At 61.2% G+C, this 26,870-nt stretch carries 18 protein-coding genes; 9 read left to right on the plus strand and 9 right to left on the minus strand.

Annotated features, from left to right (window positions below):
* The first annotated feature begins 10 nt into the window (after positions 1-10).
* Positions 11-658, plus strand: coding sequence for a DUF1523 family protein (locus tag PRI8871_RS06230; RefSeq protein ID WP_108885339.1), 648 nt, complete (start codon positions 11-13; stop codon positions 656-658).
* On the opposite strand, the gene PRI8871_RS06235 is transcribed toward PRI8871_RS06230, so the two are convergent.
* Positions 618-1,544, minus strand: coding sequence for a nuclear transport factor 2 family protein (locus PRI8871_RS06235; protein WP_108885340.1), 927 nt, complete (start codon positions 1,542-1,544; stop codon positions 618-620). The genes PRI8871_RS06230 and PRI8871_RS06235 overlap by 41 nt on opposite strands.
* 183 nt (positions 1,545-1,727) lie before the next feature.
* Between PRI8871_RS06235 and PRI8871_RS06240 the strand changes: the two genes are divergently transcribed.
* Together PRI8871_RS06240 and PRI8871_RS06245 are read left to right on the plus strand one after the other, a co-directional pair.
* A complete protein-coding gene (locus PRI8871_RS06240; RefSeq protein ID WP_108885341.1) occupies positions 1,728-3,125 on the plus strand; it encodes a hypothetical protein in 1,398 nt (465 codons plus the stop codon).
* On the plus strand, positions 3,122-4,420 hold the full coding sequence (locus tag PRI8871_RS06245) for a glycosyltransferase family 4 protein (protein ID WP_181389393.1): 1,299 nt from the start codon (positions 3,122-3,124) through the stop codon (positions 4,418-4,420). Before PRI8871_RS06240 ends, PRI8871_RS06245 begins: the two co-directional genes overlap by 4 nt.
* Here the strand turns inward: PRI8871_RS06245 and PRI8871_RS06250 are convergent, their stop codons facing one another.
* Together PRI8871_RS06250 and PRI8871_RS06255 are read right to left on the minus strand one after the other, a co-directional pair.
* Positions 4,421-4,909 carry a serine O-acetyltransferase gene (locus PRI8871_RS06250; RefSeq protein ID WP_281258610.1) on the minus strand — a complete coding sequence of 163 codons (489 nt, stop codon included), beginning with the start codon at positions 4,907-4,909 and terminating at the stop codon, positions 4,421-4,423. It abuts the gene before it with no gap.
* Positions 4,910-4,936: 27 nt separating this feature from the next.
* Entirely contained in the window at positions 4,937-5,695 is a 759-nt protein-coding gene (locus tag PRI8871_RS06255; protein WP_108885342.1) for a WecB/TagA/CpsF family glycosyltransferase, read from the minus strand.
* Positions 5,696-5,954: 259 nt separating this feature from the next.
* Here PRI8871_RS06255 and PRI8871_RS06265 point away from each other — a divergent pair, with 259 nt between their 5' ends.
* From PRI8871_RS06265 to PRI8871_RS06290, 6 genes are all read left to right on the plus strand, one after another.
* Positions 5,955-7,079, plus strand: coding sequence for a Gfo/Idh/MocA family protein (locus PRI8871_RS06265; RefSeq protein ID WP_108885344.1), 1,125 nt, complete (start codon positions 5,955-5,957; stop codon positions 7,077-7,079).
* Complete coding sequence (locus PRI8871_RS06270) at positions 7,067-8,035, plus strand: NAD-dependent epimerase/dehydratase family protein (RefSeq protein ID WP_108885345.1); 969 nt, start codon at positions 7,067-7,069, stop codon at positions 8,033-8,035. The genes PRI8871_RS06265 and PRI8871_RS06270 overlap by 13 nt, the downstream gene beginning before the upstream one ends.
* Positions 8,032-9,291: a glycosyltransferase family 4 protein gene (locus tag PRI8871_RS06275; protein ID WP_108885346.1), complete on the plus strand. Its 1,260-nt coding sequence runs from the start codon at positions 8,032-8,034 to the stop codon at positions 9,289-9,291. The genes PRI8871_RS06270 and PRI8871_RS06275 overlap by 4 nt, the downstream gene beginning before the upstream one ends.
* A complete protein-coding gene (locus PRI8871_RS06280) occupies positions 9,281-10,249 on the plus strand; it encodes a glycosyltransferase family 2 protein (RefSeq protein WP_108885347.1) in 969 nt (322 codons plus the stop codon). The genes PRI8871_RS06275 and PRI8871_RS06280 overlap by 11 nt, the downstream gene beginning before the upstream one ends.
* Before the next feature lie 11 nt (positions 10,250-10,260).
* A complete protein-coding gene (locus tag PRI8871_RS06285; protein WP_108885348.1) occupies positions 10,261-12,366 on the plus strand; it encodes an NAD-dependent epimerase/dehydratase family protein in 2,106 nt (701 codons plus the stop codon).
* A 172-nt stretch (positions 12,367-12,538) separates the two neighbouring features.
* The gene (locus tag PRI8871_RS06290) at positions 12,539-14,233 is read left to right on the plus strand and encodes an SMC family protein (RefSeq protein WP_108885349.1); all 1,695 of its coding nucleotides are present in this window, start codon (positions 12,539-12,541) and stop codon (positions 14,231-14,233) included.
* Here PRI8871_RS06290 and PRI8871_RS06295 read toward each other — a convergent pair whose 3' ends face one another.
* From PRI8871_RS06295 to PRI8871_RS06320, 6 genes are all read right to left on the minus strand, one after another.
* Positions 14,234-15,550, minus strand: a complete 1,317-nt coding sequence (locus tag PRI8871_RS06295; protein ID WP_108885350.1) for a GumC family protein — start codon at positions 15,548-15,550, stop codon at positions 14,234-14,236.
* Between the two features lie 255 nt (positions 15,551-15,805).
* A complete protein-coding gene (locus PRI8871_RS06300) occupies positions 15,806-16,498 on the minus strand; it encodes a 4'-phosphopantetheinyl transferase family protein (RefSeq protein ID WP_108885351.1) in 693 nt (230 codons plus the stop codon).
* A 3-nt stretch (positions 16,499-16,501) separates the two neighbouring features.
* On the minus strand, positions 16,502-19,828 hold the full coding sequence (locus PRI8871_RS06305) for an AMP-binding protein (protein WP_108885352.1): 3,327 nt from the start codon (positions 19,826-19,828) through the stop codon (positions 16,502-16,504).
* A gap of 15 nt (positions 19,829-19,843) precedes the next feature.
* Positions 19,844-20,827 (minus strand): glycosyltransferase, encoded by a 984-nt coding sequence (locus PRI8871_RS06310; protein WP_108885353.1) that lies wholly within the window; start codon positions 20,825-20,827, stop codon positions 19,844-19,846.
* A 3-nt stretch (positions 20,828-20,830) separates the two neighbouring features.
* Complete coding sequence (locus PRI8871_RS06315; RefSeq protein ID WP_108885354.1) at positions 20,831-23,167, minus strand: thioesterase domain-containing protein; 2,337 nt, start codon at positions 23,165-23,167, stop codon at positions 20,831-20,833.
* 30 nt (positions 23,168-23,197) lie between these two features.
* Positions 23,198-26,821 (minus strand): SDR family NAD(P)-dependent oxidoreductase, encoded by a 3,624-nt coding sequence (locus tag PRI8871_RS06320; protein WP_108885355.1) that lies wholly within the window; start codon positions 26,819-26,821, stop codon positions 23,198-23,200.
* Between the last annotated feature and the right edge of the window lie 49 nt (positions 26,822-26,870).

Here is a 26,870-nt window from a genome sequence, read left to right on the forward strand (position 1 = left end):
AAGGACGGTCATGACCTATGTGAAATGGATTTTTGCAATCCTGTTCTGGGGGCTGGTGGCGGCCTTCTTCCACTATACGCTGCCGCAGCATGACGTGGCGCAGATTGTCGGCACCGAAAACCGCCGGATTGATTTTGGCGAAAACTCGATCTTCTGGGCCGCGCCGGATGCCGGCACGGCGGCGGGTGCCAACCGCGATGTGTTCTTCATTCAGACCCGCACGCCCGATGGTAATGTGATGGTCTACCGGAATGAGGATACGGGCTGGGGGTGGCCGCCGTATTTCAAGTTCGACACCTCGAACCTACAGGCCGAGGCGCAATCGCTTGTATCGACCTCGGGTGCGCCCCAGTGGGTTGTTGTGACGCATTACGGCTGGCGCAATGAATTCCTGACGATCTTCCCCAACGCAATTGGGGTGAAGGCGGTGGACCGGCCCGATCTGAATATCATTCCGTGGCTGAACATCATCATCCTGACCGTGTTTTTCGCGATTGTCTGGGCGATCTGGTCGCGCTGGCGCAGGTTCCGCCGCAACCGCATCGACCCGGTGCTGGAAGATGTCGGCGACAGTTTTGAGGCGGCGGGCGATTCATTCGCCGAAAAGCGCGGACGGTTCAGCCGCTGGATAGACAGTTGGCGGTCGAAAACGCGCTGATTTGACGCCAGACCGCAAGGTCATCAATAATGGTCCACTCGCGGCGCAGGCCGCGGGGGCCGAATTCGGCGAAGGTTGCGCCGTTGATGCGAATGGCCGCGCCACTGGGTGCGCCATACCGTCCCCAACCGTCATGCTGCCCGGATAGGGACCAAAACGCTGCAGCACGCGGCGGGGTTAACGCATCTTCCTGACCCAGCGATGTATTCACGTGAAACGTTGCCGTCGGAAGCGCGGCGCGAAGCGATAGCCAAAACCGTTCGGCCTGGTGCGGGCCAGCGGCGGCCTGACCGGGGTAGAGCAGTTCGACCGCGGGATCGTAGCCGCGATGTAGAACGGACAGATCGCCATCCATCGCCGTTGTCAGCACTTCGGCCAAGACACCGCCCCATGGGCTGCTGTCATGGAAATCCATCCGATCCGGTTGCAACGCTGAGGCCGGGGCCGCATTCGCCATATGCCGCACATCCAAACCGGCCTGCCCAAGCAGGGCAGTGTTGTCGAGCAGGATTGTCGCCGCAGTCAGGTCAGCGCCATCAAGATGCAGCTCCAACACAGATCGGAACAAGGCGCGTTTGTTCGTTGGGGCGCCGTATCGCCCATGCCCGGAATGCGTGCCTTGATGCCGAAGGCGCAGCAGCGCGACGGATGATCCATCATCTTGGTCTGAGGTCAGACAATCTTCGACACGGGTTTGGAAATCGGAAAACGCTGCGTGAAAATCGAACACCTGCCGCGCGTGGCTGCGTAGGGTGACGGCCCGGTCGCAGGCATCTCGCAGATCGGTGTCGAGCGTAACGCCCGCAGGCATGCGCCCCGCGCCGGTGTTGGCCCAAAGCCCAACGGCCAGTTGGCCGATATCCTGATCGCTATCATCAAGCGGCATGTCACGGGTGCCTTGTCTTAGGTGATGCAAAACTGACGCAGCGTGGTTAAACGACCGTTAAACGAGGCGGTTTTGCCGCCGATACACGTGAATTTGTCCTGCATTCCACGACATTGCCCTGATTGTCTGCGATAGAAGGCGAATCCGACCCAGTCGGCCCCGAATAGGAGTGACGCCGCCAAGATGCCCAATGCCTTGGCCAATCTGGTTCTTTTGCTGTGGCCCGTGGTCACGGTTTACCTGTTTCGTAAATACGAACCGGGCAGGGCGCTTATTCTCTCGATCCTGGTGGGCTATCTGTTTCTGCCGGAACCGCCGACGGCCTATGACTTTCCGCTGATTCCGCCGCTGACCAAGCACACGATCCCGGCGCTTGCCGCCTGTATTACGTTATTGGTCCGGGCTGATCCGCCGTTCGAATGGTTGCCAACATCGACCCTTGGCCGGGTTCTGGTGCTAATTTTCGTCTTTTCGCCAATCGTGACGACGCTGACCAACGATCAAGTCACGGTCTATGGCGCCTTGTTCATGATCAAGGGGCTGGGCATCAAAGACGGGATCGCGATGGTCATTCAGCAGATGCTGTTGATCTTGCCCTTCCTGATGGCCCGCCAGCATCTGCGCAGCGCCGAGTCCCATAAGGATCTGCTTAAGACCTTCATGATCATGGGGCTGGTCTATTCGCTGTTCATGCTGGTTGAAACTCGGCTGTCACCGCAGTTCAACATGTGGATCTACGGGTTTTATCAGCACGATTTCGGCCAATCCATCCGCTTTGGCGGCTATCGGCCCGTGGTCTTTTTGTACCACGGTCTGTGGGTCGCGTTCTTCTGTCTGACGGCCTGTATCGCCGCCTTTGGCCTTTGGAAGATGGACAGGGCCAATTCGCCCAATTGGTACTTGCTGGCGGGTCTTTACCTGTTCGTGGTGCTGTTCTTGGCCAAATCGCTTGGGTCTTTGGCCTTTGCTTTGCTGCTGGTGCCTTTGGTTTTGTTGCTGAATGGGCGGCTGCAAATGACGGCGGCGGCGATATTGGCCATCATCGCCATCAGCTATCCGGCCATGAAAGGCGCAGGCATTGTGCCTGAAACGCAGATCATCGCCAAAGCTGCCGAGATTAGCGAAGACCGCGCCGGGTCGGTGAAGTTCCGTTTTGACAATGAAAACACCCTGCTGGCCCGATCAGACCAACGCCCGCTTTTCGGTTGGGGCAACTGGGGCCGCAACCAGGTCTATGATGGGCTGTCGGGCAAATTGCTGACCGTGACCGACGGGCGCTGGATCATCACGATCGGCGTGTTCGGCTGGGTCGGGTTTATCGCTGAATTCGGGCTTTTGTTGATGCCGATCTTCCTGTTATGGCGCGAATATATGCGCCGCCATGACATCCCCCTATCGCCCTTTGTTCCACCTATGACGTTGCTTTTGGCCATTAATGTGATTGATATGATTCCGAACGCCACCCTGACTCCGTTGACCTGGCTGTTTGCCGGGTCGCTTCTTGGGTATGCCGAGTTTTTGAAGGCACATCGCGTGGCCAAAGGCCCCGCTGTTCAATTGAAGTGGCAATCCGTTCTATGACGTCCCCCGCAATTCGAAAGCCCCGCGTTCTTGTCATTGCCGAAGCTGCGAATCCCGAATGGGTCAGTGTGCCTTTGGTCGGGTGGTCCTTGGCCAATGCGCTGCGCGAGGTGGCGGATGTTCACATCGTCACCCAGATCCGCAACCGCGATGCGATCTTGCGGGCAGGCCTGATCGAAGGGCGTGATTTCACCGCCATCGACTCCGAAAAGCTGGCCGAGCCGATGTGGAAACTGGCCGAAAAGCTGCGCATGGGCGAAGGCAAGGGCTGGACCACGATCCAGGCGATCAACGCTATCAGCTATGTCTACTTTGAACGCCTGATCTGGAAGCAATTCGGCCCTGCGATCCGGCGCGGCGATTATGATTTGGTGCATCGGGTGACACCGCTTAGCCCGACGATTTCCAGCAGCATCGCAGGCAAATGCCGCCGCGTGGGCGTGCCGTTTGTCATGGGGCCGCTGAATGGCGGTGTGCCATGGCCCAAAGGGTTTGATGCAGAACGGCGGCGCGAAAAGGAATGGCTCAGCTATATCCGCAGCGCCTATAAACTGCTGCCCGGACGCACCGCGACGGCCCGAAATGCCAGCGCGATCATCGTCGGCTCGCAGCACACAGCGTCGGAAATGCCCGCCAAATGCGCCCGGAAACTGGTCTATATCCCTGAAAACGCAATTGATCCTGAACGGTTCAGCCTTCAGGCCGCCCCGGCCAATGGCCCGCTTCGGGCGTCTTTTGTGGGGCGTTTGGTGCCGTACAAAGGCCCGGATATGTTGCTGGAGGCCGCCGCCCCCCTGCTGCGCGATCGCCGTATGACGATCGAGATGATTGGCGACGGTCCAATGGGCGATGACCTAAAGGCGATGGCGCGGGATCAGGGCATTGACCACGCCGTCACCTTCCATGGCTGGATGGATCACAAAGACGTGCAATCAGTGCTGGCCAGCACGCAGGTTCTGTCCTTCCCGTCGATCCGCGAATTCGGCGGCGGTGTCGTGCTAGAGGCGATGGCGCTGGGCGTGGTTCCGTTGATCGTCGATTACGCCGGGCCGGGCGAATTGGTGGTGCCGGGCGTCGGTGTCAAAGTGCCGTGCGGCACGCGTGCGGGCATTGTCGCAGATTTCCGCGCTGAGCTAGAGAAGATGGCCGCAGATCCGGCGGCCCTGTGGCCAATGGGGCAGGCCGCGCGGGACCGCGTGCATGCGCTTTTGACGTGGGATCGCAAGGCGCGCCAAGTGCTTGAAGTTTATGACTGGGTGCTGGGCAAACGCCCCGACAGGCCGGTGTTTTTCTAATTACCGCTGCCCGATGATCCGGGCAGGGGCGCCAACGGCAACGGCTCGGGGCGGCAGATCTTTGGTCACCACCGCGTTCGCGCCCACCTCGGCATGATCGCCGATGGTCACGCCGTTCAGGATTTTCGCACCGGCCCCTAGATCGACATGACCGCCAAGGGTGACGGGTCCGGCCAAGGTGACCTGTTGGAAGATCAGGCAATTCGCCCCGATCTTTGCATCCGGGTGAATGACGATCCCATTGGGATGGATCAACAAAAGCCCGCCGCCGATTTGGGTGTTCAGGTGAATTTCGCACTGCGTGATGACCGACCAGAACCGGTGGTTCAGCGCCCAATAGCGTGAGGCAAGGAAACCCAGCGTTCCGCGCTGTTTGCAGGACTGATAGCGACGGATGGATCGCAGCAGTTTCGGCGCGGGATCCCAGAACCGGGTGATCGCCTCGCGGGACCAATCTGGAACGGTCGCGGAATGTTCTTGTGTCATCATGAAATCCGAAAAATCACTATCTGCGCGTCAGCCTTGGCTGAACCGCATGAATACTGCCCGTATCACCTGACCGGGCAGAATGGCGATACATTTCAGATACCGTGGGCCAAGCCGCTTGGGGCTAGACAGCGCCCGCCACAGCCATTCCATCGCAAACTTGCGCACCCATTCCGGCGCGCGGGTTTGTGTTCCGGCAAAGAAATCCAGCCCCGCGCCAATGCTGGCAAACCCGATTGTGGGCGATTTCTGGCGGCCAGCGGCGGCGAATAGCTCTTGTTTCGGTGCGCCTAGGGCGATCAGGCACAGACCTGCGCCCGATTGGTTTAGATTATCGAAGATCGCGGCGGCCTCCTCTCCGTTTGGGTCAAAGCCGAAGGGCGGGGCGATCTTGGCGACAACCGTCAGGCCCGGCACCTGCGATTGAAGGTAGTCCGCCGCAGCAGACAATGACGCCTCGGTGCTGCCAACAAGGGCTAGGGTCACGCCTTCTTCGGCGGCGACACGGCATAGCGGCAGGATCGAATCCGACCCCGGCACCAGTGACATATCCTTGCCCGCCAGCCGGGACAGCCAAACGATAGGGTTGCCATCTGCCGTCACCAGATCTTGTGCGGCATAGGCCGCGCGGAATGAGGCCGAGCTGCGCAGCTTCACCAGATGATCAAGGTTGATCGTGGCAAGGGCAAACCCTGCCTTGGCCCGGAATCGGTCGCGCACCTCGCGCAGCAACGTCGCCTGATCCGGCACGTTGACGGAAATCTCAGTGGTATCAAAAATGAATCGCATTGAATCGTCGCCTTGTACTTGGGGAAGGGTGTAGACGAACAAACGGGCAAATTCGGGGCCTTGCCAAAAAACCGGTAAACCGATGCGGTTTTATCGCATAGCCACGGAAAATCCCCAAGCCAGTGCAAGGAAAGCGCGGAATCGCCTGATTGTCGTCACCTTTTTCTGGTGCAAGGCTGGCATCAGGTAGATTGTTTTTAGGTTGATCCATGCGATATTTTTCTCATCAGCGACCGGCGCGATCCACGACGGGGGCGGAATGAGCGTTATTGCCATCATTGGCTGCGGGTTTGTGGCCGATCTTTATATGCGGTCGCTCGCGACCTTTCCCGACATTCGACTGCATGGTGTGTTCGACATCAATGCTGCACGGCTGGCGCAGTTCTGCGACCACTGGAAGGTTCCGGCCAAGCCGAGCTATGAGGCGTTGTTGGATGGCTTGCCGCCTGATGCCGTCATTCTGAACCTGACCAACCCTTCCGCACATTATGAGGTGAACCGCGCCTGCCTTGAGGCGGGCCATCACGTCTATACCGAAAAACCGTTGGCGATGGAGGTGGCGCAGGCCAAAACGCTGTATGATCTGGCCGAGGGCAAGGGGCTGATGCTGGCCTCGGCACCTTGTTCGCTGTTGGGCGAGGCGGCGCAAACGCTGGGCCATGCGATCCGAACCGGCGTTGCTGGCACACCTCGCGCGATTTACGCCGAATTGGACGACGGGTTTGTGCCGCAAGCTGCTTATCGCAAGTGGCTGTCCGAAACCGGTGCGCCCTGGCCCTATGAGGATGAGTTTAACGTTGGCTGCACGTTGGAACATGCCGGGTATTATCTTGGCTGGCTGATGTCGTGGTTTGGCAGTGTGCGCACGGTTGTGGCCGCTTCGGCTGAAACGATCCCCGATAAGATCGGCAAGGGCGCAATGGCCCCGGATCTTTCGGTTGCCACGTTGTTTTTCGAAAACGGCCCGGTGACGCGCCTGACTTGTTCCATCGTTGCGCCGCATGATCACCAGATCCGGGTCTTTGGCGATGGCGGTGTGTTGCAGTGCAAAGCGGCATGGGACAATTCGGCTAAGGTGCGATTCTCAAAGCGTATGACCATTCGCCGGAAACTGCTGGAAAGCCCGCTGAAAAAGCGGGTTAAGCTGGCCGGTCCGACCCATCCCAAAGTGGCCCGTTGGGGCGCGGCCGAAATGAACTTTATGCTCGGCCCGGCCGAGATGCTGCAATCCTTGGTCGAAGATCGCCCCTGCCGTTTGACCAATGAATTCGCCCTCCACATGACCGAGGTGACCTTGGCCATGCAAACCGCGGGCGAGATGTCGGGCGCGCAAGCGATGACCACGCGCTGCAATCCCGTGGAGCCGATGCCATGGGCCAAATAGAGACTGTATTAATCACCGGCGCGGCTGGCTTTATCGGGCGGGCGACTGTTGTGGCCGCGCGTTTGGCCGGTTTGAAGGTCGTCGCCGTCACGCGGCGGGACATTCCCGAGGCGTGGCAGGTGGACCCCGGTATCACGCCGCTGGTTTGCGATCTGGCGGCCAAGGATGCGCAGGACCGTCTTGCCAGCGCATTGCCGGTTGATGCCGTCATCCACGCCGCTGCGCATCTGGGCGATGATCCGGCCCGGCATGAGGCCGAAACCCTGACCGCCACGCGCAACGTTCTGGCGGCGATGCCGGTTGATGTGCCGATCGTTCTGGTCAGCTCAATCTCTGTTTATGATGCGATGCCCCTGCCTGCGCACGCGCCATTGACCGAAGATTCCGCCCTGCAACGGGTCGAAACCGCCCGCGATGCCTATAGCGCCGCCAAGCTGCAACAAGAGGCGATCTGCGCCGCGTCGGGCCATCCGGTCTGGATGCTGCGGGCTGGCGCGGTTTATGGTGCGGGGCGCACGTGGCATGCCCATTCCGGCCCGTCCTTTGGCCCGGTTCACATGGTCATCGCATCGGATGGTGAGGTGCCGCTGACCCATGTCACGCATCTGGCCAATGCCTTGATTGCCGCCGCAATGGCCGACCCCGATCATGCGCAGCCGCTGAACGTTGTGGATGACGATCTGCCGACCCGTCTGCGGTTTCTGGCGGCCCATCGCAAGGTGGGCGGCTGGCCCAAGATCGTTTTGCCGATGCCTTGGCGTATATGGCTTGGCCTGTCGCGCCTGCTGAAACCTGTGCAATCGCATCTGCCGGGCCTTCTGTGCGAACCCACCTTGCGCGCCCGCGTCATGCCGCTGACCTATCCGAACGCCCGGTTGCGTGCCGTGCTGGGCGGCGCCGATTCCGCCGGATTTGAGCAGCTTATGGAACATTCGATTAAGGGGGGCCGTTCATGAGCCTGCCAAAACTGGCATACCTGACGGGCGAATATCCCCGCGCGTCTGACACCTTTATCCAACGCGAAGTCGCGGGCCTGCGGGATCGTGGGCATGAGGTGCTGACCTGTTCGATCCGGCGCACCGGGCCGGAACATCTGGTCGGCCCGGAACAGCGCGAAGAGCACGCCCGCACGTTCCAAGTGCTGCAAACCGCCAAGAACCCCAAGCGACTGATCAAGGCGCATCTGCGCTGGATGAAAACGCCGGGGCGCTACCTGAATGCGCTTCGATTGGCGTGGCGGACCGCGCCCAAGGGCATCCGGGGCCGCGCCTATCAAATGTTCTATTTCCTTGAGGCAGGCGTTCTGGCGGCCAAGTTGCAGGACGAGGGCGTCCAGCATTTGCACAACCACATTGCCAAAGCGTCGTGCACCGTGGCGATGCTGGTCAACGCCCTAAGCGGTCTGCCTTATAGTTTCACGATTCACGGGCCCGACATCTTCTTTGCGCCGGATCACTGGCGGATCGACGAAAAGGTGGCCCGCGCGGCCTTTGTCGCCTGTATCAGTGACTTCTGCCGCTCTCAGGTCATGTGTTTTTCCGGGCCAGAGCATTGGTCAAAACTGCATATCGTGCATTGCGGCGTCAATCCGGCACGGTATAGCGCGGCACCTGCCCATGACGGGGCGCATCTGCTGTTTGTTGGGCGCTTGGCTGGGGTCAAGGGCGTGCCTGTTCTGCTAGAGGCGCTTCAATCGCTGCGCGATGCTGTGCCGGGGTTGAAGGTCACCTTTATCGGCGATGGGCCTGAACGTAGGTCGCTTGAGGCGGACGCATCGGCGCGCGGTTTGACCGATATCGCGTCCTTCGTAGGCTACAAATCCCAGTCCGAGGTGGCCGAGGCTTTGGCCCAGACAGATCTGTTTGTCCTACCCAGCTTTGCCGAAGGCGTACCCGTAGTCTTGATGGAGGCGATGGCCGCGCAGGTGCCTGTTGTCACAACGCAAATCGCCGGCGTGCCGGAATTGGTCGTCTCTGGCCAGTCGGGTATTCTGGTCCCGCCGGGGGACGCGCCGCAGCTGGCGGCAGCGATCAAAACGCTTCTGCAATCGCCTGATCTGCGCCGGACCATGGGCGCGGCGGGCCGTGCTAAAGTGGTCGAGGAGTTCGACATCGCCAAAGAAACCGCATGGCTGTCTGACCTGTTCACCGGTTATGCAAGCGGGCAGGGCGATCTGCCCAAACGGCCCAAGGGGGCAAGCCATGCAGGTTGATGTTGTTCTGATTGGCCGGAACGAAGGCCAACGCCTTGTGAATGCGCTTGCCGCTGTTCAGGGGCAGGCGCGGCGTGTGGTCTATGTGGATTCAGGCTCTACCGACAACAGTCTGGCCGAGGCGGAAAAGGCCGGGGCCTTGATCGTCAATCTGGATATGACCATTCCCTTTACCGCCGCCCGCGCCCGCAATGCCGGGTTTCAGGCGCTGGCCGATAGCGACACGCCGCCAGAGTTGGTGCAGTTCATTGATGGTGATTGCGCGGTCGTGGATGGCTATATCGCCAAGGCCGCCGCACATCTTGCGGCGGATGATGGGCTGGGCGTTGTCACCGGCTGGCGGTCTGAGATCTATCGCGACAAGACGATCTATAACCAGCTGTGTGATTTCGAATGGCGCCGCCCCGCTGGCCCGATCGACGCATGCGGCGGTGACATGATGGTCCGCGCCAATGCCTTTGAGGCGGTGGGCGGCTTTGATCCGACCGTCATCGCGGCCGAGGATGACGAATTCTGTACCCGTCTGCGCAAGGCAGGCTGGCGGTTGGAGCGTATCCCGCAGGAAATGACGCGGCATGACGCCGACATGACCAGCTTTGGCCAATGGTGGCAGCGGGCAGTGCGGTCCGGCCATGGTTTTGCACAGGTCGGCCATCTGCATCCCGATTACTTTGTCCGCGAACGGCGGCGGGTGATGCTGTGGGGCGCGATCCTGCCGTTTGTCGCCCTTGTCGGCGCGTTCATCACATGGGTGATCCCGGCGCTGATCTTGGGCCTTTATGCGGTGTCCTATCTGCGCACAGCCAAAGGGCTAGGCCGCGAAGGGCTGCCGAAATCCGAGGCACAGCGCCATGCCGCTTTGCTGACCCTATGGAAATTTCCCAACCTGATCGGAATGGCCAGATTTCACTGGCGCAGGTTGCGGCGCGCGCAGATGCGCATCATCGAATACAAGTAAGGATTTTCAGGATGACCAGTAAACCCATCCGTATTGGCCTGATCGGGGCCGGGTATATCGCCAGTTGGCACGCCGCCGCCATTCGCGGCACCAAGGGCGTGCAGCTAACGGCGATCTGCGATGTCTCCATGGGCGCGGCCAAGGCGCTGGCCGATGGGTTTGGCGTCGCGGCCTATGGCTCGGTCGAGGATCTAATTGCCGCCGGTGTCTGTGATGCCGTGCATATCCTAACGCCGCCGCATCTGCACAAACCGCTTGCTATCCAATGCCTTGAGGGCGGGCTGCATGTGTTGGTCGAAAAGCCCGTCGCCGAAAGCGCCGAGGACACCCGCGCCATTGCCGCCGCCGCCGAAGCATCGGGCAAACGGTTTCACGCGGGCCACAACTTCCTTGGGATGCCATCCTATGTGCGGCTGAAAGACAAGGCCGAAGCGGGCGAATTTGGCCGCATCTCGGGGGCGGATATCAACTGGTGCTTCCCGCTTGCGCCGCTGCGGTCGGGGCCGTTTGGGCTTTGGCTGCTGCGCGAGCCGAAGAACCTGTTGCTTGAATTGGGGCCGCACCTGATGGCCTTTGCCGTTGACCTGTTCGGAGAGGTCACGGTCCAAAGCGTTGAGATCGGCAAGCCGATTGACCTGCCCGGCAAGGACACCCGCAACCAAAGCTGGCGCATCTTTGCGCAGGCTGGGGATGTGGACCTGACCTTTACCATTTCGCTGGTCGAAACCGTCGATGACCGGTCTGTGACGCTGCGCGGATCGTCGGCGCGGGCGCGGTTTGACTATGCGGCGGATACGCTGGTGGTGGACCGCGAAAACGCCTCGGATCTGGTGGTGAACCCGTTGCGCAGGCAGCTGGCCATGGCATGGGAGCATTTCCGCGAAGGCACACGCAATGCGGCGGTGCAGATTGCATCGTTGAACCGCAAATCGCCCTATGGGCTTAGCTTTTTGGGCATGGCCGATGCGGTTTATGGCGGGCTGAACAGTGCCAAGCCCGACCCGCGTTTCACCGGGGCCAATGTCACCGCCGTAATGCAGGCGCTGGATGACGCGCTCGCCAAACTGCCGCCCGAAGCGCTGACCAAAGCGGCCCCTGCTGTGCAAACCCGCGACCCGCGCCCGACGGCGATGGTGATCGGCGGCACGGGGTTTATTGGCCGCGCGCTGACCCGCCGCTTGGTGGCCGATGGGCGCGATGTTCGCGTTCTTAGCCGTGGGCGCAGCGGGCCGTTCCCCGACTTGCCGGACAATGTTGAAACCGTTGGCGTGTCGCTGCATGACAAGGACGGGCTAGAGCAGGCCATGCAGGGCGTGGACGTGGTGTTCAACCTTGCCAAGTCGCTGGACAAAACCTGGGGCGAGGCGCTTCAGAATGACGTGGGTGTCGCCCTGCGCGTTGCGGCAGCGGCGGAAAAGGCCGGGGTCAAACGGCTGATCTATACCGGCACCATTGCCAGTTACGATATGTCGGACCCATCGCAGAATATCACTGAGGCCACGGGCTTTGGTGAGGATATGACCAAGCGCAATCTTTACGCCCGGTCGAAGGCCGAATGTGAACGCAAGCTGTTGGAAATGCACAAGACGCGCGGTCTGCCGCTGGTCATCGCGCGGCCCGGCATCGTGGTGGGTGAAGGCGGCCCGCTGCAACATTGGGGCATAGGCCGTTGGCACGGGGCCGGGGCCGTCCGCATTTGGGGCAAGGGGCAGAACATTCTGCCGTTCGTCCTGATTGATGACGTGGTCGATGGTTTGGTGCGGATGATCGACAATAACGCGGCGCTGGGCGAATCCTTCAACCTTGTCGGCGATCCGATGATGACCGCACGCGACTACTTTGACGCGATTCAATCGGAACTGGGTGCGCGTATCCGCGTCAGTTCGGGCAATTTGACCGCGTTCTACGCGATCGATCTGGTGAAACAGGTGCTGAAGAAGCATGCGCTGGGCCGAAAGGATGTGCCTAGCCCGTCGCTGGCTGATTGGAAAAGCCGGGCGCATTATTCGCCCTTCGTCAATGACAAGCCCAAGCAAATGCTGGGCTGGACGCCTGAGGCGGACAAGGCCAAGTTCATCGAAGAGGCGATCACCAAGGCCAATCTGTTCGGGTTTTGACGCACGGGCGCAGTGCGTCAACAATACTCTCGGAATCGACTTATTCCTGACAGAAAGTTCCGTATTAACTGCGTTGTCCAATAAGGTCTGGGGCGTTTTGCGCCCCGGTCAATTTAGGTAAACAAGTGCCGGATGCGGGAATTATCCCCGCTTTGAGGTTGAGTATCGACGCATGAGTGAACGCCGTAAATTCACACGCAAGAAAACGCAGGGTGCCGCCTCTTCGGCTGCGCTGGCCCCAGAGTCGCGCCCAGTTGTGAGTGAAGAAGAACGCCGCGAACAGATCGTCGCTGAAAAACGCCGCCGCGCCGAAGAATCTCGTCAGCAGCGCGTCGCCATGCGTCAGGCCGAGGCCGAAGCCCGCAGGCAAGCCGAGGCCGAAGCCCGCAGGCAAGCCGAGGAAGAAGAGGCTCGGCAACAAGCGGCTGCGCAAGCCAAGGCCGATTTGCAGCGCCGCAAGGCCGCCGCCGCTGCCCGCCGCCGTGCCGAAGAACGTCGTGCCGCAGAGGAGCAGGCCCGCCAAGCAGCCGAGGCCGCCGAGGAACGCGCACAGGCGAAAGCCGCCGCTTTGGCCCGTCAAAAGGCCGAAGCCATCAAACGCGCCAAGGCTGAAGAGGCCGAAGAACAAGCGCGCCTGAAAGCAGAAGCGGCCAAACGTGCGCAAGCCGAAGAGGCCGCACGCCTTCAGGCCGAAGCAAAGGCGCGTGCCGCCGAAGACGCCCGCAAACAGCATGAGGCCGAACAAGCCGCCCGCGAAGAAGCCGAAGCGCAGGCGCGAGCCAAGGCGCTGGCCGACGAACGCGCCAAGATCGAGGCCGAGGCAAAAGCCGCCGAGCAGACGCGCCAAAGCCAAGTCGCGCGGGCCCGCACGCTGAAAGAAGAAAAAGCCAAGGCGCTTCTGGTCGCTGCCGAAAAGGCCGAACAGGACGCCGCCGCCGAAGAAGACGCCTTGAACGAGGCCAAGGAACGCCTGATCGCGGCACGTCGCCGTTTGAAGATCGCGGCCCTGACACGCAAAAAGCTGGAGGCTGAGCTTCAGCGAACCGAAGCCGCGATTTCGGAAACCGAGGCCGAAGAACCGGCCGCCGAACCTGCGCCCAAACTGGCCGCTCCGGCAAAGGTGTCTGCGTCCGCAGATTCTGAGGCCGCGTGGGAAGCGCTGCGCAGCTTCCCGGTGGATGAAAAGCACTTGGAACGCCAGCGGATCATCACCGCCGCCCGCCGTGAACCATCACATGCGACATTCGATGTGCTGCGCACCCGTCTGTTGCAGGCCCTAGCCGATAAAGGCTGGTCGCGCGTGGCTGTGACCTCGCCCACCAAGAACTGCGGCAAGACCTTTGTTGCCGCCAATCTGGCCATTAGCCTGTCACGGCAGGAAAATTGCCGGACGATGGTGTTTGATTTCGACCTGCGCAAACCGTCCATGGCGGCGGTGTTTGGCCAGTCTGAGCCGGGGTCCATCGGGGCGATGCTGCGCGGGGAAACCGATTTTCAGGATCATCTGCGCTGCATGGGTCGCAATTCGATCCACGCTGGCCGCAAGCTGTGCTTTGGCCTCAACGACACCCAGGAATCCTATGCATCTGAGCTGTTGGCCGATCGGTCCACGGCTGACTTGCTCAACAAGATCGAAGGCCATTATCAGCCTGATGTGATGCTGTTTGACCTGCCGCCCGCGCTGTACTTTGATGACGTGCTGGCGATGCGGAACAATTTTGACGCTGTTTTGCTGGTCGTGGGGGGCGGTGTGACCAAACCCAAAGAGATCAAGGAAGTCGAACAGCGCCTTGGCCCGGACGTGCCGTTGCTGGGCACGGTTTTGAACAAGGCCGAAGGCGCCGAAGTCGAACGTTACACCTACTGATTAGTTCTGATCTGCCGCGACCCACGGCAGAAACGTCAGCCCACCCATTTTATCCTGAGCGATGCGCAACGCGACACCTGCGCTGGCCAATACGGCCAGCAGGCCAAGGACGCGCGTCCACACGATGCGGCGTTTGTCGGCCTTGCTTTGGATGGTCGGGATCTCGATCACCGGGCGCAGACCGATGGACCGTTCCATCTGGGCCGAGCTGCGGATGACCGGGTTCAGCATTTCCAGCGCCAGTGCCAGACCAAGCCCGCCGATCACCGAGGCGACAAAGCCCATCATGGCAACCTTCTTGCGGCTGCGGCTGATCGGGTCTTCGGGGGTGATGGCCGATTCCAGCACGTCAAAGCGCCCGCCCTGCTGACGATCGTCCAGGATCTGGCCCATCTCTGCCTCAGCCTTGCGGACGTTCAGCGCGGCGTACTGGCTTTGCAGGGCTTGCAGATCGCGTTCCTTGGCGGCGATGTCGCGTTCAACGGCGGGGGCGGCCAGCAATTTGGCCTCAATTTCGGCCATGCGGGTGTTCAGCAGGGATTTCTGGTCGTTGAGCAGGCCAACCTGCTGTTCCACCAAACCCTGACGCTGACGGGCCGAGTTGCTTTGCAGCGATACGATTTCCTGTTCGACCTTCAGTTCCGCATCGCGCAGGTCGGTCAGCTGCTTACGCAACTCGGCCTGACCGGCGGGCAGGGCGTCGGCGTTTTCCGTCTTCAGCGCGGCCAGCTCATCCGACAGCGCGTCAAGCTGCGCTTTGGTGCGGGCCTCTTCCTGAAGGTAGAAGCTTAGGGTGTTTTGGGCACGCGATGCAGTGCGTTCACGCGAAAAGGCGATCACGTTCGCCATAAATTCATTGGCCAGATCTGCGGCCATCTGCGGATCATTGCTTTGCGCCATGATGGTCAGGCCCGACGGCATCGGGTTGGGCTGCCACGCCTGCTGGGCGGTCAGGATTTGTTCAACGGTCACAGCTTCGCGCAGAGCGACGACCTTATCGCTAAGCGTAAAGCCGTCTTCACCGGCATAAACACCCAGCTTTTCAATCACCGCTTCCAGATTGTCCCGCGACATCAGGCGCTGTTCGATCAAACGCACACGCAGCGCGGCATCAGACGAAGCGCTGCCCTGACCACCAAGGCTATCGGAAATTTCCGCGCCTTCGATCTGAACGACCGCGACGGCCTGATACAGCTTTTCGGTTTTGAGAGCCATGTACACGCTTGCGATGCTGCCAAGTGCGGCAGCGGCAAGGATCAGGAAAAAACGACGCTTGAGGGCAGAAAATACTTCCCCAATGGACTGAAACTGATTCATCTCAATGCTCCCGCAAAGTGGCCCCCAATGCGTTCGAAAAGAGAGTGTCCGTCAGCAGCAGGTCGATCTGATCTGGGCTGAATAACGCCTCTTTCGTGACACAATTTAGAGCCTCCGCCACATTTTCGCCATCTGATTCCGGCGCGGATTCGGAAACAGAGCATTTCTATATCGTCCCAATCAGCCTTTAAAATGGCGCAATTGCAGCAGCTTGGGTAAAAATTCTGATCAATGCGCAAGATGCTGGCCAATTGTTCAAGCAAAGCGTGGCAGCGGGCCGCGCGATGGCAAAACGGCTAAGGATAAGATCATGGCATCATTGTGCCACTGCCGAATCGTAATCCGCTCGCCTTTGGCAAATGGAGTAACGGCCCGCTGGAACGTCAGGTGCAAATGCGTGCCGTCTGTTGCGCTCAGTTCGAGCCCGTTGAAGCCGAACAGCGTGCGGCTCAGCATGAACTGCGCTTTGTAGGCGGCTTCCTTGGCCGAAAACAACATCCGTTCAGCGATGGCCGGGTCATGCGGCATCCGCGCCAATTCCCGGCTGGAACAGACGGCCCCGTCTTGGTCAAAGCCCATGGGTTGGGCCGGTTCCAGATCAATCCCAATCGCGCGGACGTGCAGATCATGGGCGGCCACGGCGATACAGGCGGTATCGGTATGCGAAATGCTGCCGGTGAACCCGCGCGGCCAAACCGGGGATCGGTCCTCGGCCATGGGGATTTCCACATCAGGCAAGCCAAGTTTGTTCAGCGCCTTACGCGCAGCGGTGCGTCCGGCGGCAAATTCACTACGGCGGCGAACAATTGCGCGGGAAATAGACGCCTTTTCAACAGGGTAAAGGCCGCTATCATCCGCATCCTGAGGATCGGAAGTCGCGACCGATAGCCATTTCGGCATGTGGTCGCCAGAGGCCCTTAGCAGCCGGGTTAGCCCATCCAATGGCATATGTTACCCCGCCAAAGCCTGACGCATGGCGCGGCGACGGCGAATGGTGTCATCGCGGTTGGCGGCCAGAACGGTTGTGCGATTTGCCTGATGGCCCGGCGCGGGATGGCGGGCATCTAGCAAGGTTTGAACGCGGCAGGCAAACGCCGATTGCATGGGCGTGCTGAACAGATCGACCAGTGACAGGCGCGGCAGGTTCAGTTCGGTCTGCAAGGTCCGGCAAATGCGCAGGGCCTTTTCCCAATCGCCGCCAGCTGCGAAGAAGTCTTCGTCGGCAGATCCAAGGGTTTGGCCCCAAACCGCCGCCACGGCTTCGGCCCCGGTGCGGGCCTGCGATAGATCGACCACCGGCAATTCAGCCTTTTCTGTCGAAGCCGGGGCGGGCAAGGCGCCCCGGTTGACCTTTTTGTTCGGGGTCAGCGGGAATTCGTCCAGCTCAATAAAGTGGTTGGGGATCATGAAAGACGGCAGGTTCGCGCCAATCGCATTGCGCAGCGTCGCATGATCCACGGGCCGGTCCGTGGTGTAGTAACCGACCAGACGCATATCGCCCGGCGTGTCTTCGCGGGCGACAACCACCGCTTGGGTCACGCCTTCATTCTTTTCGATCTCGGATTCAATCTCGCCCAGTTCAATCCGGTAGCCGCGCAGTTTCACTTGGAAATCCACGCGCCCGATAAAGTCGATCCGGCCATCCATGCGGCGGCGCACCAGATCGCCGGTGCGGTACATGCGGCCGGGGTGGAACGGGTTGGGCACAAAGCGTTCGGCGGTCAGTTCCTCGCGCTGCCAATAGCCACGTGTCACGCCATCGCCGCCGATCCAAAGCTCTCCGGGGATGCCAAGGCCAACGGGCTGCTGCGCATCGTCCAGCACGTAAAGTTGCTGGTTGGCGATGGGCAGGCCGATGTTCACCACCTTTTCCGACGAACTGCCGGTCTGGGTGGACGACCAGATGGTTGTTTCGGTTGGGCCGTACATGTTTTCCATGCTGGCCGAGGTGATCTTTTCGTATTCTTCCACCAAAGCGCCGGGCATGGGTTCGCCGCCCAGCATGATGTGTTTCACGCGGGTCAGGGCAAGGCGGGCTTCGTCGTTCAGCGCGATCATGCGGGCCATGGACGGGGTGCACTGCAAATGCGTCACACCATGGCGGAAGATCTGCGCCGCGATGGAAAAATCGTCCGCCTCAAGGTCGGGCGTGGGGACGATGCCATCCGGCCCGGCGACCGGCACGTCACCGGGGAACGGCCCGCGCGAAATCAGCGCGCGCGTTTCGTCCGAAGTCAGCACAACGCGGAAGCCGCGGGCGGTGGTGTAGAACAGTTCCAGCACCGAAATATCAAAGCTCAGGCTGGTGACGGCAATCCAGGTTCCCGGCGGCGTATGCGCCACGCGGTCATCCATCCCGAGGTAGAAGTTGATGACATTGCGGTGTTCGATCATCACGCCTTTGGGCAGGCCGGTCGATCCCGAAGTGTAGATCAGATAGGCCAGATGATGCGGCTCGCTGGTGTCCGGCAGGTTGCCCGACGGGGCGGCAGGAATGCGCGGATCGGTGTCGATGAACAGGGTTTCGCCTTCGTGATCGGGCAGCGTTTCGGCCAGCACCGATTGCGAGATGATGACAGGCGCTTGGCTGTCCTTGGCGAAATGCGCCAGACGGTCGGCGGGATAGGCCGGGTCCATCGGAAGGTAAGCGCCGCCCGCCTTCAAGATACCCAAAGCGCCGACCAGCAGATCCACGGACCGTTTGGTGCACAGGCCAATGATCTTGTCCGGCCCAACGCCCATGTCACGCAGCACATGGGCCACTTGATTCGCGCGGGCGTTCAGCTCGGCGTAGGTCAGGGCGGTGTCTTCGAAGATCAGCGCGACATCGTCGGGCGTCTTGGCAACCTGCGCCTCAAACGCGCGATGCATGGTCAGATCGCGGTCATAGTCTTCGTCGGTGGCGTTCCAATGGTTCAGAACCTTGGCAATTTCACCCTGCGGCAGATCATTGGACCCAATGGCGCAAGCGTGGTTCAGGCGCGCGGCCAGCACTTCGGCGAATGCCAGATCCATCCGGTCGGCATCGACGTGCAGCACCGGCGCATCGCTCAGTTCCAGCGTCAGGATACAGCCCGGAACGGGGCCCGCGCCAAGCGACAGGCCAATCTGCGGGGTGTCCGGTGCCTCAAGCCCCGGAACGCTGGCAATCAGGTCAATCGCAAAGCCAAGCGACTGCTCGGCAAAGGTCAGTTCCTGCGCCAAATCCGGGTTGGCTTTGGACACGCGCACAGGGGTCCAGCCTGCCAGAACGCCGATTTCGGCGGCGGATTTCAGCGCCGGGGTCAGCAAGGCAATGTCCGAAGGTTCGGTCTGCGCACATGTTGCGGCCCAGCCTGCGATCAGCGCAAGGTCAGGCGACGGGCCAATGGTCAGCGGCAGTTGGTGCCAACCTGCGGCATCCCCGCGCGTGTCGGGAAGGGACGCGGGTTCAAAGGCCCCCATCCGGTCAATCATCTGCGCCTGATGGGCTGCGGCGGTGGTCGCGGCGGCCAGCGCTTGGGCCGCCAATTCTGTGGTGATCTCGGGCAGGACGGTGCCAACGGCGGGCAGTGCGCCGTGCAGGTCCGACAGTCGGATCGCGCCATCGCCGCAAGCCACGGTCAGCGTATTCGCATCGGCGGCAAGTACGGTGCCGGGCGCACCGGTGTCTTCGGTGGCCTGCGCGGCGCCAACAAGCAAGACACCTTCAGCGGTCAGCAGCTTGGCCCAGCCCAGCGGGCGGCCAAATCCGCCCATATCGAGACCGCGCACCGTCCGCGCCAGATCCTCGGCGGGGTGGGCAAAATCCAGCAGCCCAGCAGCAGCGGGGCGTGCATGGGTGGTGCGCCCCTCGTCTGAACCCTGAAGAATGGGCGATGCAACAACCGTTCCGGTTTCCAGCTGCATCAGAAGCCGGGCAAAGCTGTCTTTGCCGGCCTCATGGGCGCGGGCGGTCAGGGTCAGCGCAGTATCCTCGGGGGTGATGTCGAACCGGTCTTGCAGCAACACCGCCTCGGCCGCGCCGTTGCTATCCAGTTGCACCCAAGTGCAACCATGCTGCGACGCACCGTCGATCAGCGCCCAACAGGCGGCATTGGGATCATCCTGCGCCGGGGCCAGCCCTTGGCGAAAGGCGATGACGCCCTTGGCGGCAGAAGGCAGGTCGCCTTTGGCCGCTCCAATCACAAAGACCCAATCCGCGCCGGTGTCGTCCAAAGAATACCCCTTGTCCAAAAGAACATCGCGGCAGTCAGATACAAGCGGGTGGTCTCCGATCACTTGGGCAGACAAAGGCATTGGGACACTCCGGGATTACGCTTTACGGGGAAAAGTCGAGGCAGGAACAGGTTTGACCATGGCGGCCAAGTCATGGCGCACCAGATCGCGGAAAAAGCGGTGCGGGTCGATGCGCGGCTTGCCTTGGATCAGGCGGCGCAATTGCCAAACCAGTGATCCAAGCAGGCGAAAGCCCGTGGCTGACACGGCATAGGCGCGGCCACGGCATTTGCTGAAATAGTACCAACGGCTGTTGTACCAATAGGCTGGCACGCGGTCCCATACATCCATGCCGGTTGAGACGCCACTTTTGTGCATGACACGGCTTTCGCGGACAAAATGCGCCAGATGCCCGGCCTGTTTGGCGCGGTAAAACAGCTCGGTCTCTTCGAAGTACAAAAAGAACGTCTCATCGAACAGGCCGATTTCGTCCAACGTGGATTGGCGCGCCATCATCGACGCACCGGCCAGCCAATCGACCGGGCCGCTGGCATCGGGGATCGGCATCCAGATGGTGTGGCGGCCAAACAGGCGCGTGATCAGGCCGGTTTTGGCGGATTCCACGAATTCGGACCAAATGGTTGGAAAGCGGAAGGACGACACATGATCCGTTCCATCCTCATACCGCAGGTAGCTGCCGACCAAGGACGCATCTGCGTTGCGATCCAGATAATCGCGCAACGCGTGAATCGCACCTTCGTCCGGGAAAGCGTCCGAGTTCAGCAGATAGACATAATCCGGGGCCGACCCATCGGGCAGGCCCGCCAGAATGCCAAAGTTGTTGCCCGCGCCGAACCCGCCGTTGCGGCCCGCGTCCAGCACGCGGATGGGCGTGCCTTCGGACCAGTCGCACACCTCAATCGCGGCGCACATTTTTTCGTACGACCCATCGCCTGAATCGTTGTCGACTATGGTGATCGCGCCATCAATCCCGCGCATGGCACGGGCCGCCGCGCGGGCGGCATCCAGCGTCATATCGGCGGTTTTGTAGTTCAGAATGACTGTAAGAACGGTGGACATTATTTATTGCGCGGCCTGATGGTGGGAGGAGGGTCGAAAAGGGCTTCCTTTCTGAAGCGAGGCGTCTGCTTCGTTCAGGATTTCGCCCATGATGGCGGCCAATACGCGAACATTCGGCTCTAGCACAATGGTGTCGTGATCGCCGGGCACTTCGTGCACTTCGATGTTCGCGGCATACTGGCCCCAATCATTGTCGTGGAAGACATAGGAACGCTGATGGTCAACCATACGGCCCCCGGCCACGGTCCAATGGGCGGTCATTGGCGGGCGGAACACCAGAACGCGGCCATCATAGGGCTGCACGTCATAGACAGATGCGGCGTTTTCCCAACCAGCCTCAACCTCGGCGTTGTGGAACTGATGTTCGGTCTCGGCGGCTTCGAAGGTGCCGCGATGCTTGGTCAGTTCCCAGCGAATGCGGTTTCTGATCCAGATATAGGGGTAGGCAATGCCTTTGCGGCGGATTTCCTGCAACTGGATCATCACGCGGTCGATCGCCTTCAGCGGACGGCGGCGCGGCAGGGCGGAATCGAGGATCACCGTGACAGTGGCTTCTTCGCCCATGGCCTTCAGCTGCTGCGCGATTTCATAGGCTGTCACGCCGCCACCTGAAAAGCCGCCGATCATATAGGGGCCTTGCGGCTGCACCTGCTTCATCTCGGCGATATAGTCGCGGGCGGTGTCTTCGAAGGTCTGGTGCGGTTCTTCTCCGCCAAACAACCCCTTGGCCTGCATGCCATAGAACGGACGGTCGCCGCCCAGCAGGTGGCCAAGGTGGCGCAGGTTCAGCACATTGCCAAAGCACCCGGCCACTAGGAAGAAGGGCGTGCCCGGTCCCGGTGCGCCGTCATGCATTGCAACCACGTGTTTCAGGTTGGCCTGATCCACGCCATCGCCGGCATCACCGTCCGACCCGATCCGCTTGGCGATCAGATCAGCACAGGCGCGAATGGTGGGGGCCGAGAATAGAACCGAAATCGGGAATTCAACCTTGTAGGTTTTGCGGATCAACGCGAACAGCCGCACCGCGATCAGCGAATGCCCACCAAGGTCAAAGAAGCTGTCCTCGACGCCGATGTCGGGCAGGCCAAGCAGTTGTTCCCAGAAGGCCAGAAGCCGCGCCTCGATATCGTTTTCCGGCATGGCGCGGGTCGCGGCACCTTCGGCATCGTCGGCGGTGGCTTGCGGGGCATCCGGCACGCGTGCGGCCTCATGCGCGGCAAGGCTGGCCGGATCAACAGAAGACACGACCACGTTTGGTAAGTTCGTCGCCAAGGCCCGCATAAAGGCGGATGCGCCTTCTGCCGAGGTCAGGCCAACCGCCGAAAGCGCCTCTTGATAGCGTTCTTCTGCAGTCGGGATCGTCGGCTCTGGCACGTCCATGCGCACGTCCGCGCGGTCGGGCGCAGGGGCGTTTAGCAGGTCGGCCACGTTGTCGAACCGTTTCAGCGTGTAGCCCCTGATCTCAATGCAAACCGCGCCTGTTTCGTCGGACAGGGTGATATCAAACCGGGCGCTATCTTCGCTTGCGCTGGCGGCATCTGCAATCCGCACCCAGCTATAGAACGTGGTTGGCAGCGGCCCGTGGATGCGCAACTCAGAGCAGGACGTCGGCGCCCAGAAATCGGCCTCGGAATAGCCGTCAATCAGGGCAAGCGCCCATCCCATCGCGCTATCCAGCACGGCGGGGTGCAGGCCGTAGCCTTGATCATTTGCGGCCTGTTCAGGCGTGATGAACTGCGCCAGCGCTTCACCTTCACCGAAAAGGGTTGTTGCAGGCGCGTACCAACGGTCGCCATAGGCCAGATGCGCCGTTTGCATCAGGGCCGGTGTTTCAGCCTTCGGGCATCGTTCGGCGATTGCAGCGATATCCAAACCGGCCGGGCGTTCATGCGCCGGAATCGGGGCAAGCGTCGTTTGCGCGGTCAGCACATGGCAGGGTTCCCCGTTCCAGCGGTCGCTGGCCAGAATATCCAAGGCGGTTCCGTCATCGCGTTTGGTCAGGTGCAGTTTGATTCCGCGATCTTGGCCCGCAGGCAGTAGGAAGGGACGCAGCGCCAGCAGATCCGATAGTTTGAACGGGCCGGTAGCCCCGTCCGCAATCATCGCCTGCGCGGCAAGCGACACATAGGCAGTGCCGGGCAAAAGCGCGGTTCCACTGCGGGCGGCATAGCCCTTGGCCAGCCAATGGTCGGCTTTGATGCTTCCGATCATCTCTCTGGGCGCGGATTTCGGGCTGCGCTGGGCGGTCAGCAGGGCGCTGCCGTCAATCGGGCTGTCGAAGGTATCGGCGGAATGCGCGGGATCATCGGCCCAGCGGCCCCAATCTACGGAAAACACTTTGGTCTGACCGCCTTGCCGCGATTGCGCTCAAGCGTTCAGATAGGCATCGGCGGCAATACGGTCGACATGCCCGGCAGCGGCGGTAAAGACATCCACAGATCCGCACAGACCGATCCAATCCACGGACCCGTCCGGGAAGACGGTATCAAGTGTCTGTTGCCCCAGAACCTTTGGGGCAAACACGGTTTCGGCGGCACCAGCGGTCAGTTGACCGATTGGGCCTTTGCGGGTTGTGCCAGCGGCATGGATGACGCCGTTGATCCGGCCAAAGCTGCGCGTTGCGGCATCTGCGGCCTGTTGCAGGGCAACTGGGTTTGCCAGATCGGCGTTATACACTTGAACGGTTGCGCCTGCGTTTTCCAACTGGCGCACCATTTCGATCCGCCGTTTCAGCGCGGGGGCGGTGACCGTATCCCACGCGTCACGCTCGGGCATCGCGGATTTGGACAGCAGCACCAGATTGGCACCGCGCGCGGCGAAATCCTGCGCCAGCGCATATCCGATCCGGCCAAAGCCGCCAGCAATCAGCACCGTTTGCGGGGCGTCGCTTTGCGGGGCTTCGGGCAGTTTGACGGACCGCAGGCTTTGTTCATAGCGGCGGGGCCCGCGCAGGGCAGCTATGCCGTTATGCGGCTCTGACAGCAATTCTTCGAGAAGGGCATCAATCAGCGTTGTCCGCTGCGCCTGATAGGCGATCCCTGCCTTGGTCCGGTTCCAGATCGACTCTTTGGGCGGTTCGGGCAGTTCGATATCCAGATGGGCGGCGGTGACTTGCGGCAATTCACGCGGGATCACGCCAATCGGGCCAGTGATCATCGCCTTGGCGGGGTAGGGCAGGGCCTCATCATGGACACGCACCGCGCCATTGCTGAACGACGTGATCTGAACGGGCACGGGCAGTCCCTGACGAACCATCGCTTGGGCCAGATAGAACAGCGCGTAGAAACCCTGCTCCTCGATCCGGTGGAAGAAGCTGGATCCGGGGCGCGAATCCTCGGATTCGGTAATCATCCAGAAATGGCCGATGCGGCTTGGCACTAACCCGCGCGATAGGGCATCGCGCAGCAGGTTGTCATAGGTTTCAAGACCATGTTCGGGCGCAACCAGATAGCTGAGATCGCCCGTGCGCGAATAAAGATCGCCCACATGGACCTCGATCACCGTATGGCCCATGTCGCGCAGACGGGCACAGCAGGCCGCGCCGACCCCGGCCTCATCCAGGAACATCAGCCAGGTCTGCGGCTCCAGATCGGCGGCATCGCGGGTCAGATCCACCTCAACCGGGGCAGTCCGGGGCCGCCAAACCGGACGCCATGCGGTGGCATCGGGCGCATCAATGCGGAGAAGTTCAGTCGCGGCGGCGGCTTGTTCGGCCTCTTGCCGTTCGATCAGGAAAGGCGCGTGCCGGAAGGCATAGGTGGGCAGGTTCACACGGTTGCGTGTGGTATCATCCCAAAGCTGGCCCTTGTCGAAGGTGCCGCCAACGGCCCAGATCTGGCCCAAGGTGCCAAGAATTTGCGCATCTGCTGGGCCTTCGGCCCCAAACCCGGCAATCGCTTGAGTCGGGCGCAGCGCCGGATGGGCCGCTGCAAAGTCCGCCAGATCTGTGCCACTGCCGACTGTCAGCAGCAAAGCGTTGTCTTTCGCCACAAGGCCAAGCGCATTGGCGAATTGAACAGGCGCATTGATGCGGGTTGCCCAATAGGCCGGATCGGTGGCCTGCGCCGGTGTCAGCAATTGGCCCGTCTGACCCGAGACCATCGGAATCATCGCTGCGGCCAGTGGTGCGCCTTTGATGGCGGTGGCCAGTTTGGTGGTGGCCCACCGGGTGGAATGCCCGGTTGCGGTCAGGTTCGATGCTACCTCAATGCCTTCGGCGTTCAGGTCTTGGGCCAGTTTCGCGATGGCATCCGCCTGGCCGATCACATCGCAAGACGCGATGGAGTTGATCGCCGATAGGTCAATCCCGTCCGGCAGGCGGTCACGCAACGCGCCGGGGGTCATCCCAACGCGGCAGCGCGCCATGCCTTGATCTGCGGTGCAGCTGGCCTGAGCCAACGCCAGCGCCAAAGCGGTTTCAAGCGACATCACGCCCGCAATGCAGGCCGCCGACAATTCGCCAACGCCATGGCCGATCATGTTGACGGGGGCAATGCCCCAGCCCATCCACATCCGCGCCGCCGCGACCTCGGTCAGAACGGCCAAGGGCAGGCGCAGCGCCTCTGGGCAATCCTGCGCACTCGGCAAGGTCTTCATCTTGGTGCCGGTCAGTTTGGACAGATGCGCGAGCCCGCGCTTCACGGTGTCGGCATAGATCGGTTCGCGCTGGTTCAGCTCATTGGCGACGGTCAATCCGCCAGCCAAATCGCCGGGAAAGACAAAGATGGTTTCCGGCGCGTGCATCGTTGTTGTCAGCCCGGTCGGGGCGGCAAGCGCTTCGATCGCTTGGTCAGCGCTATCGGCAACGATAGCCAAACGTAGATCAAAGGCGCGGCGTCCTGAAATCAAGGTCTGAGCGACATCTGCCAGATCGGCCTGAGGGTTGGCGCGTAGATAATCGGCCAAGCGCTGGGCGTTTTCATGCAGCGCGGCCTCATCGCGGCCCGACAGGGTCAGCAGGTGATGGTTCCAGCAGGGTGGGGTGGCGGCGGGTCGTGCGGGCGCCTGTTCAAGCAAGACCCGCGCATGTTCGCCTTCGCGGCCAACGGTTTGAACCATGGCGCTGCGTTTTCCAGATGCCTCCCACGCGGGGGTTTCCGCAATCGGGAACGCGCCGTGATGCAGCGCAAGGCAGGACTTGATCAGACCGGCAACGCCAGCAGCTGCGCCCAGATCGCCGAACATGTCGCCCAATGTGCTGGACACAATGCCGTTTGGCAGATCGGCCGTGCCGCCTTGGAGCTCAATATAACCGATATCCGATGGGGTCACGGCGATGCCGCGCGATAGGGTGGACCCTTTGATGACGCCCCAGATCTGGTCGCCATCCTGAACCGCATCGGCAAGGCGTCGCAGAACAACCGCACCTGCGCCTGCACCTTTGCCGGCTGTGGTCAGCGCAGGGTCAATATCGACACCGCCGCACAGGGCCATATCACACGCGCCGTCTTGCAAGGCGGTGCACGCAAAGTGGACCGCAGCCAGCGAGGTCGCATCAAGCGCCTGCACGCCGACGGTCGGGCCGGTTGCACCAAGGAATTGGGCAAGGCGGGCAACCAGAAAATCTGTGTCATTTCCAACGCGGCGCAGGTCGGTTTGGCCATTGTTGGCCAAAAGCGCGGCATTGCTGGCAAGGTTCTTTTCCAGATAGGTGTTCGGCCCGCACCCGGCGAAAATGCCGATCGAACCGTCAAAGGATTCGGGCATATGGCCCGCTGATTCCAGCGCTTGCCACGCCACTTCCAGCATTTGGCGGTGCTGCGGGTCCATCAGGGCTGCGTCGTCTGTCGAAATTCCAAAAAACGCAGGATCAAATTGTTCAAACCCGTCTAGCGGGGCGCTCAAATTGCCGTTTGCTGCCGGGCGGAGAAAGGATTTGCCTTCGGACAGGGCCGTCCAAAACGCCTCAAGACTGGATACGCCCGGAAGCCTTGCCGACAGTCCGACGACCGCGATGTCACATTCTTTCCAGCTGTTTTGGTCTACAATCATCACATTCTACCAATCTGCATCAAAAGACATCTCTAACGAACAAAAGCGG

Source organism: Pseudoprimorskyibacter insulae (genome assembly GCF_900302505.1).
GTDB classification, from domain to species: domain Bacteria; phylum Pseudomonadota; class Alphaproteobacteria; order Rhodobacterales; family Rhodobacteraceae; genus Pseudoprimorskyibacter; species Pseudoprimorskyibacter insulae.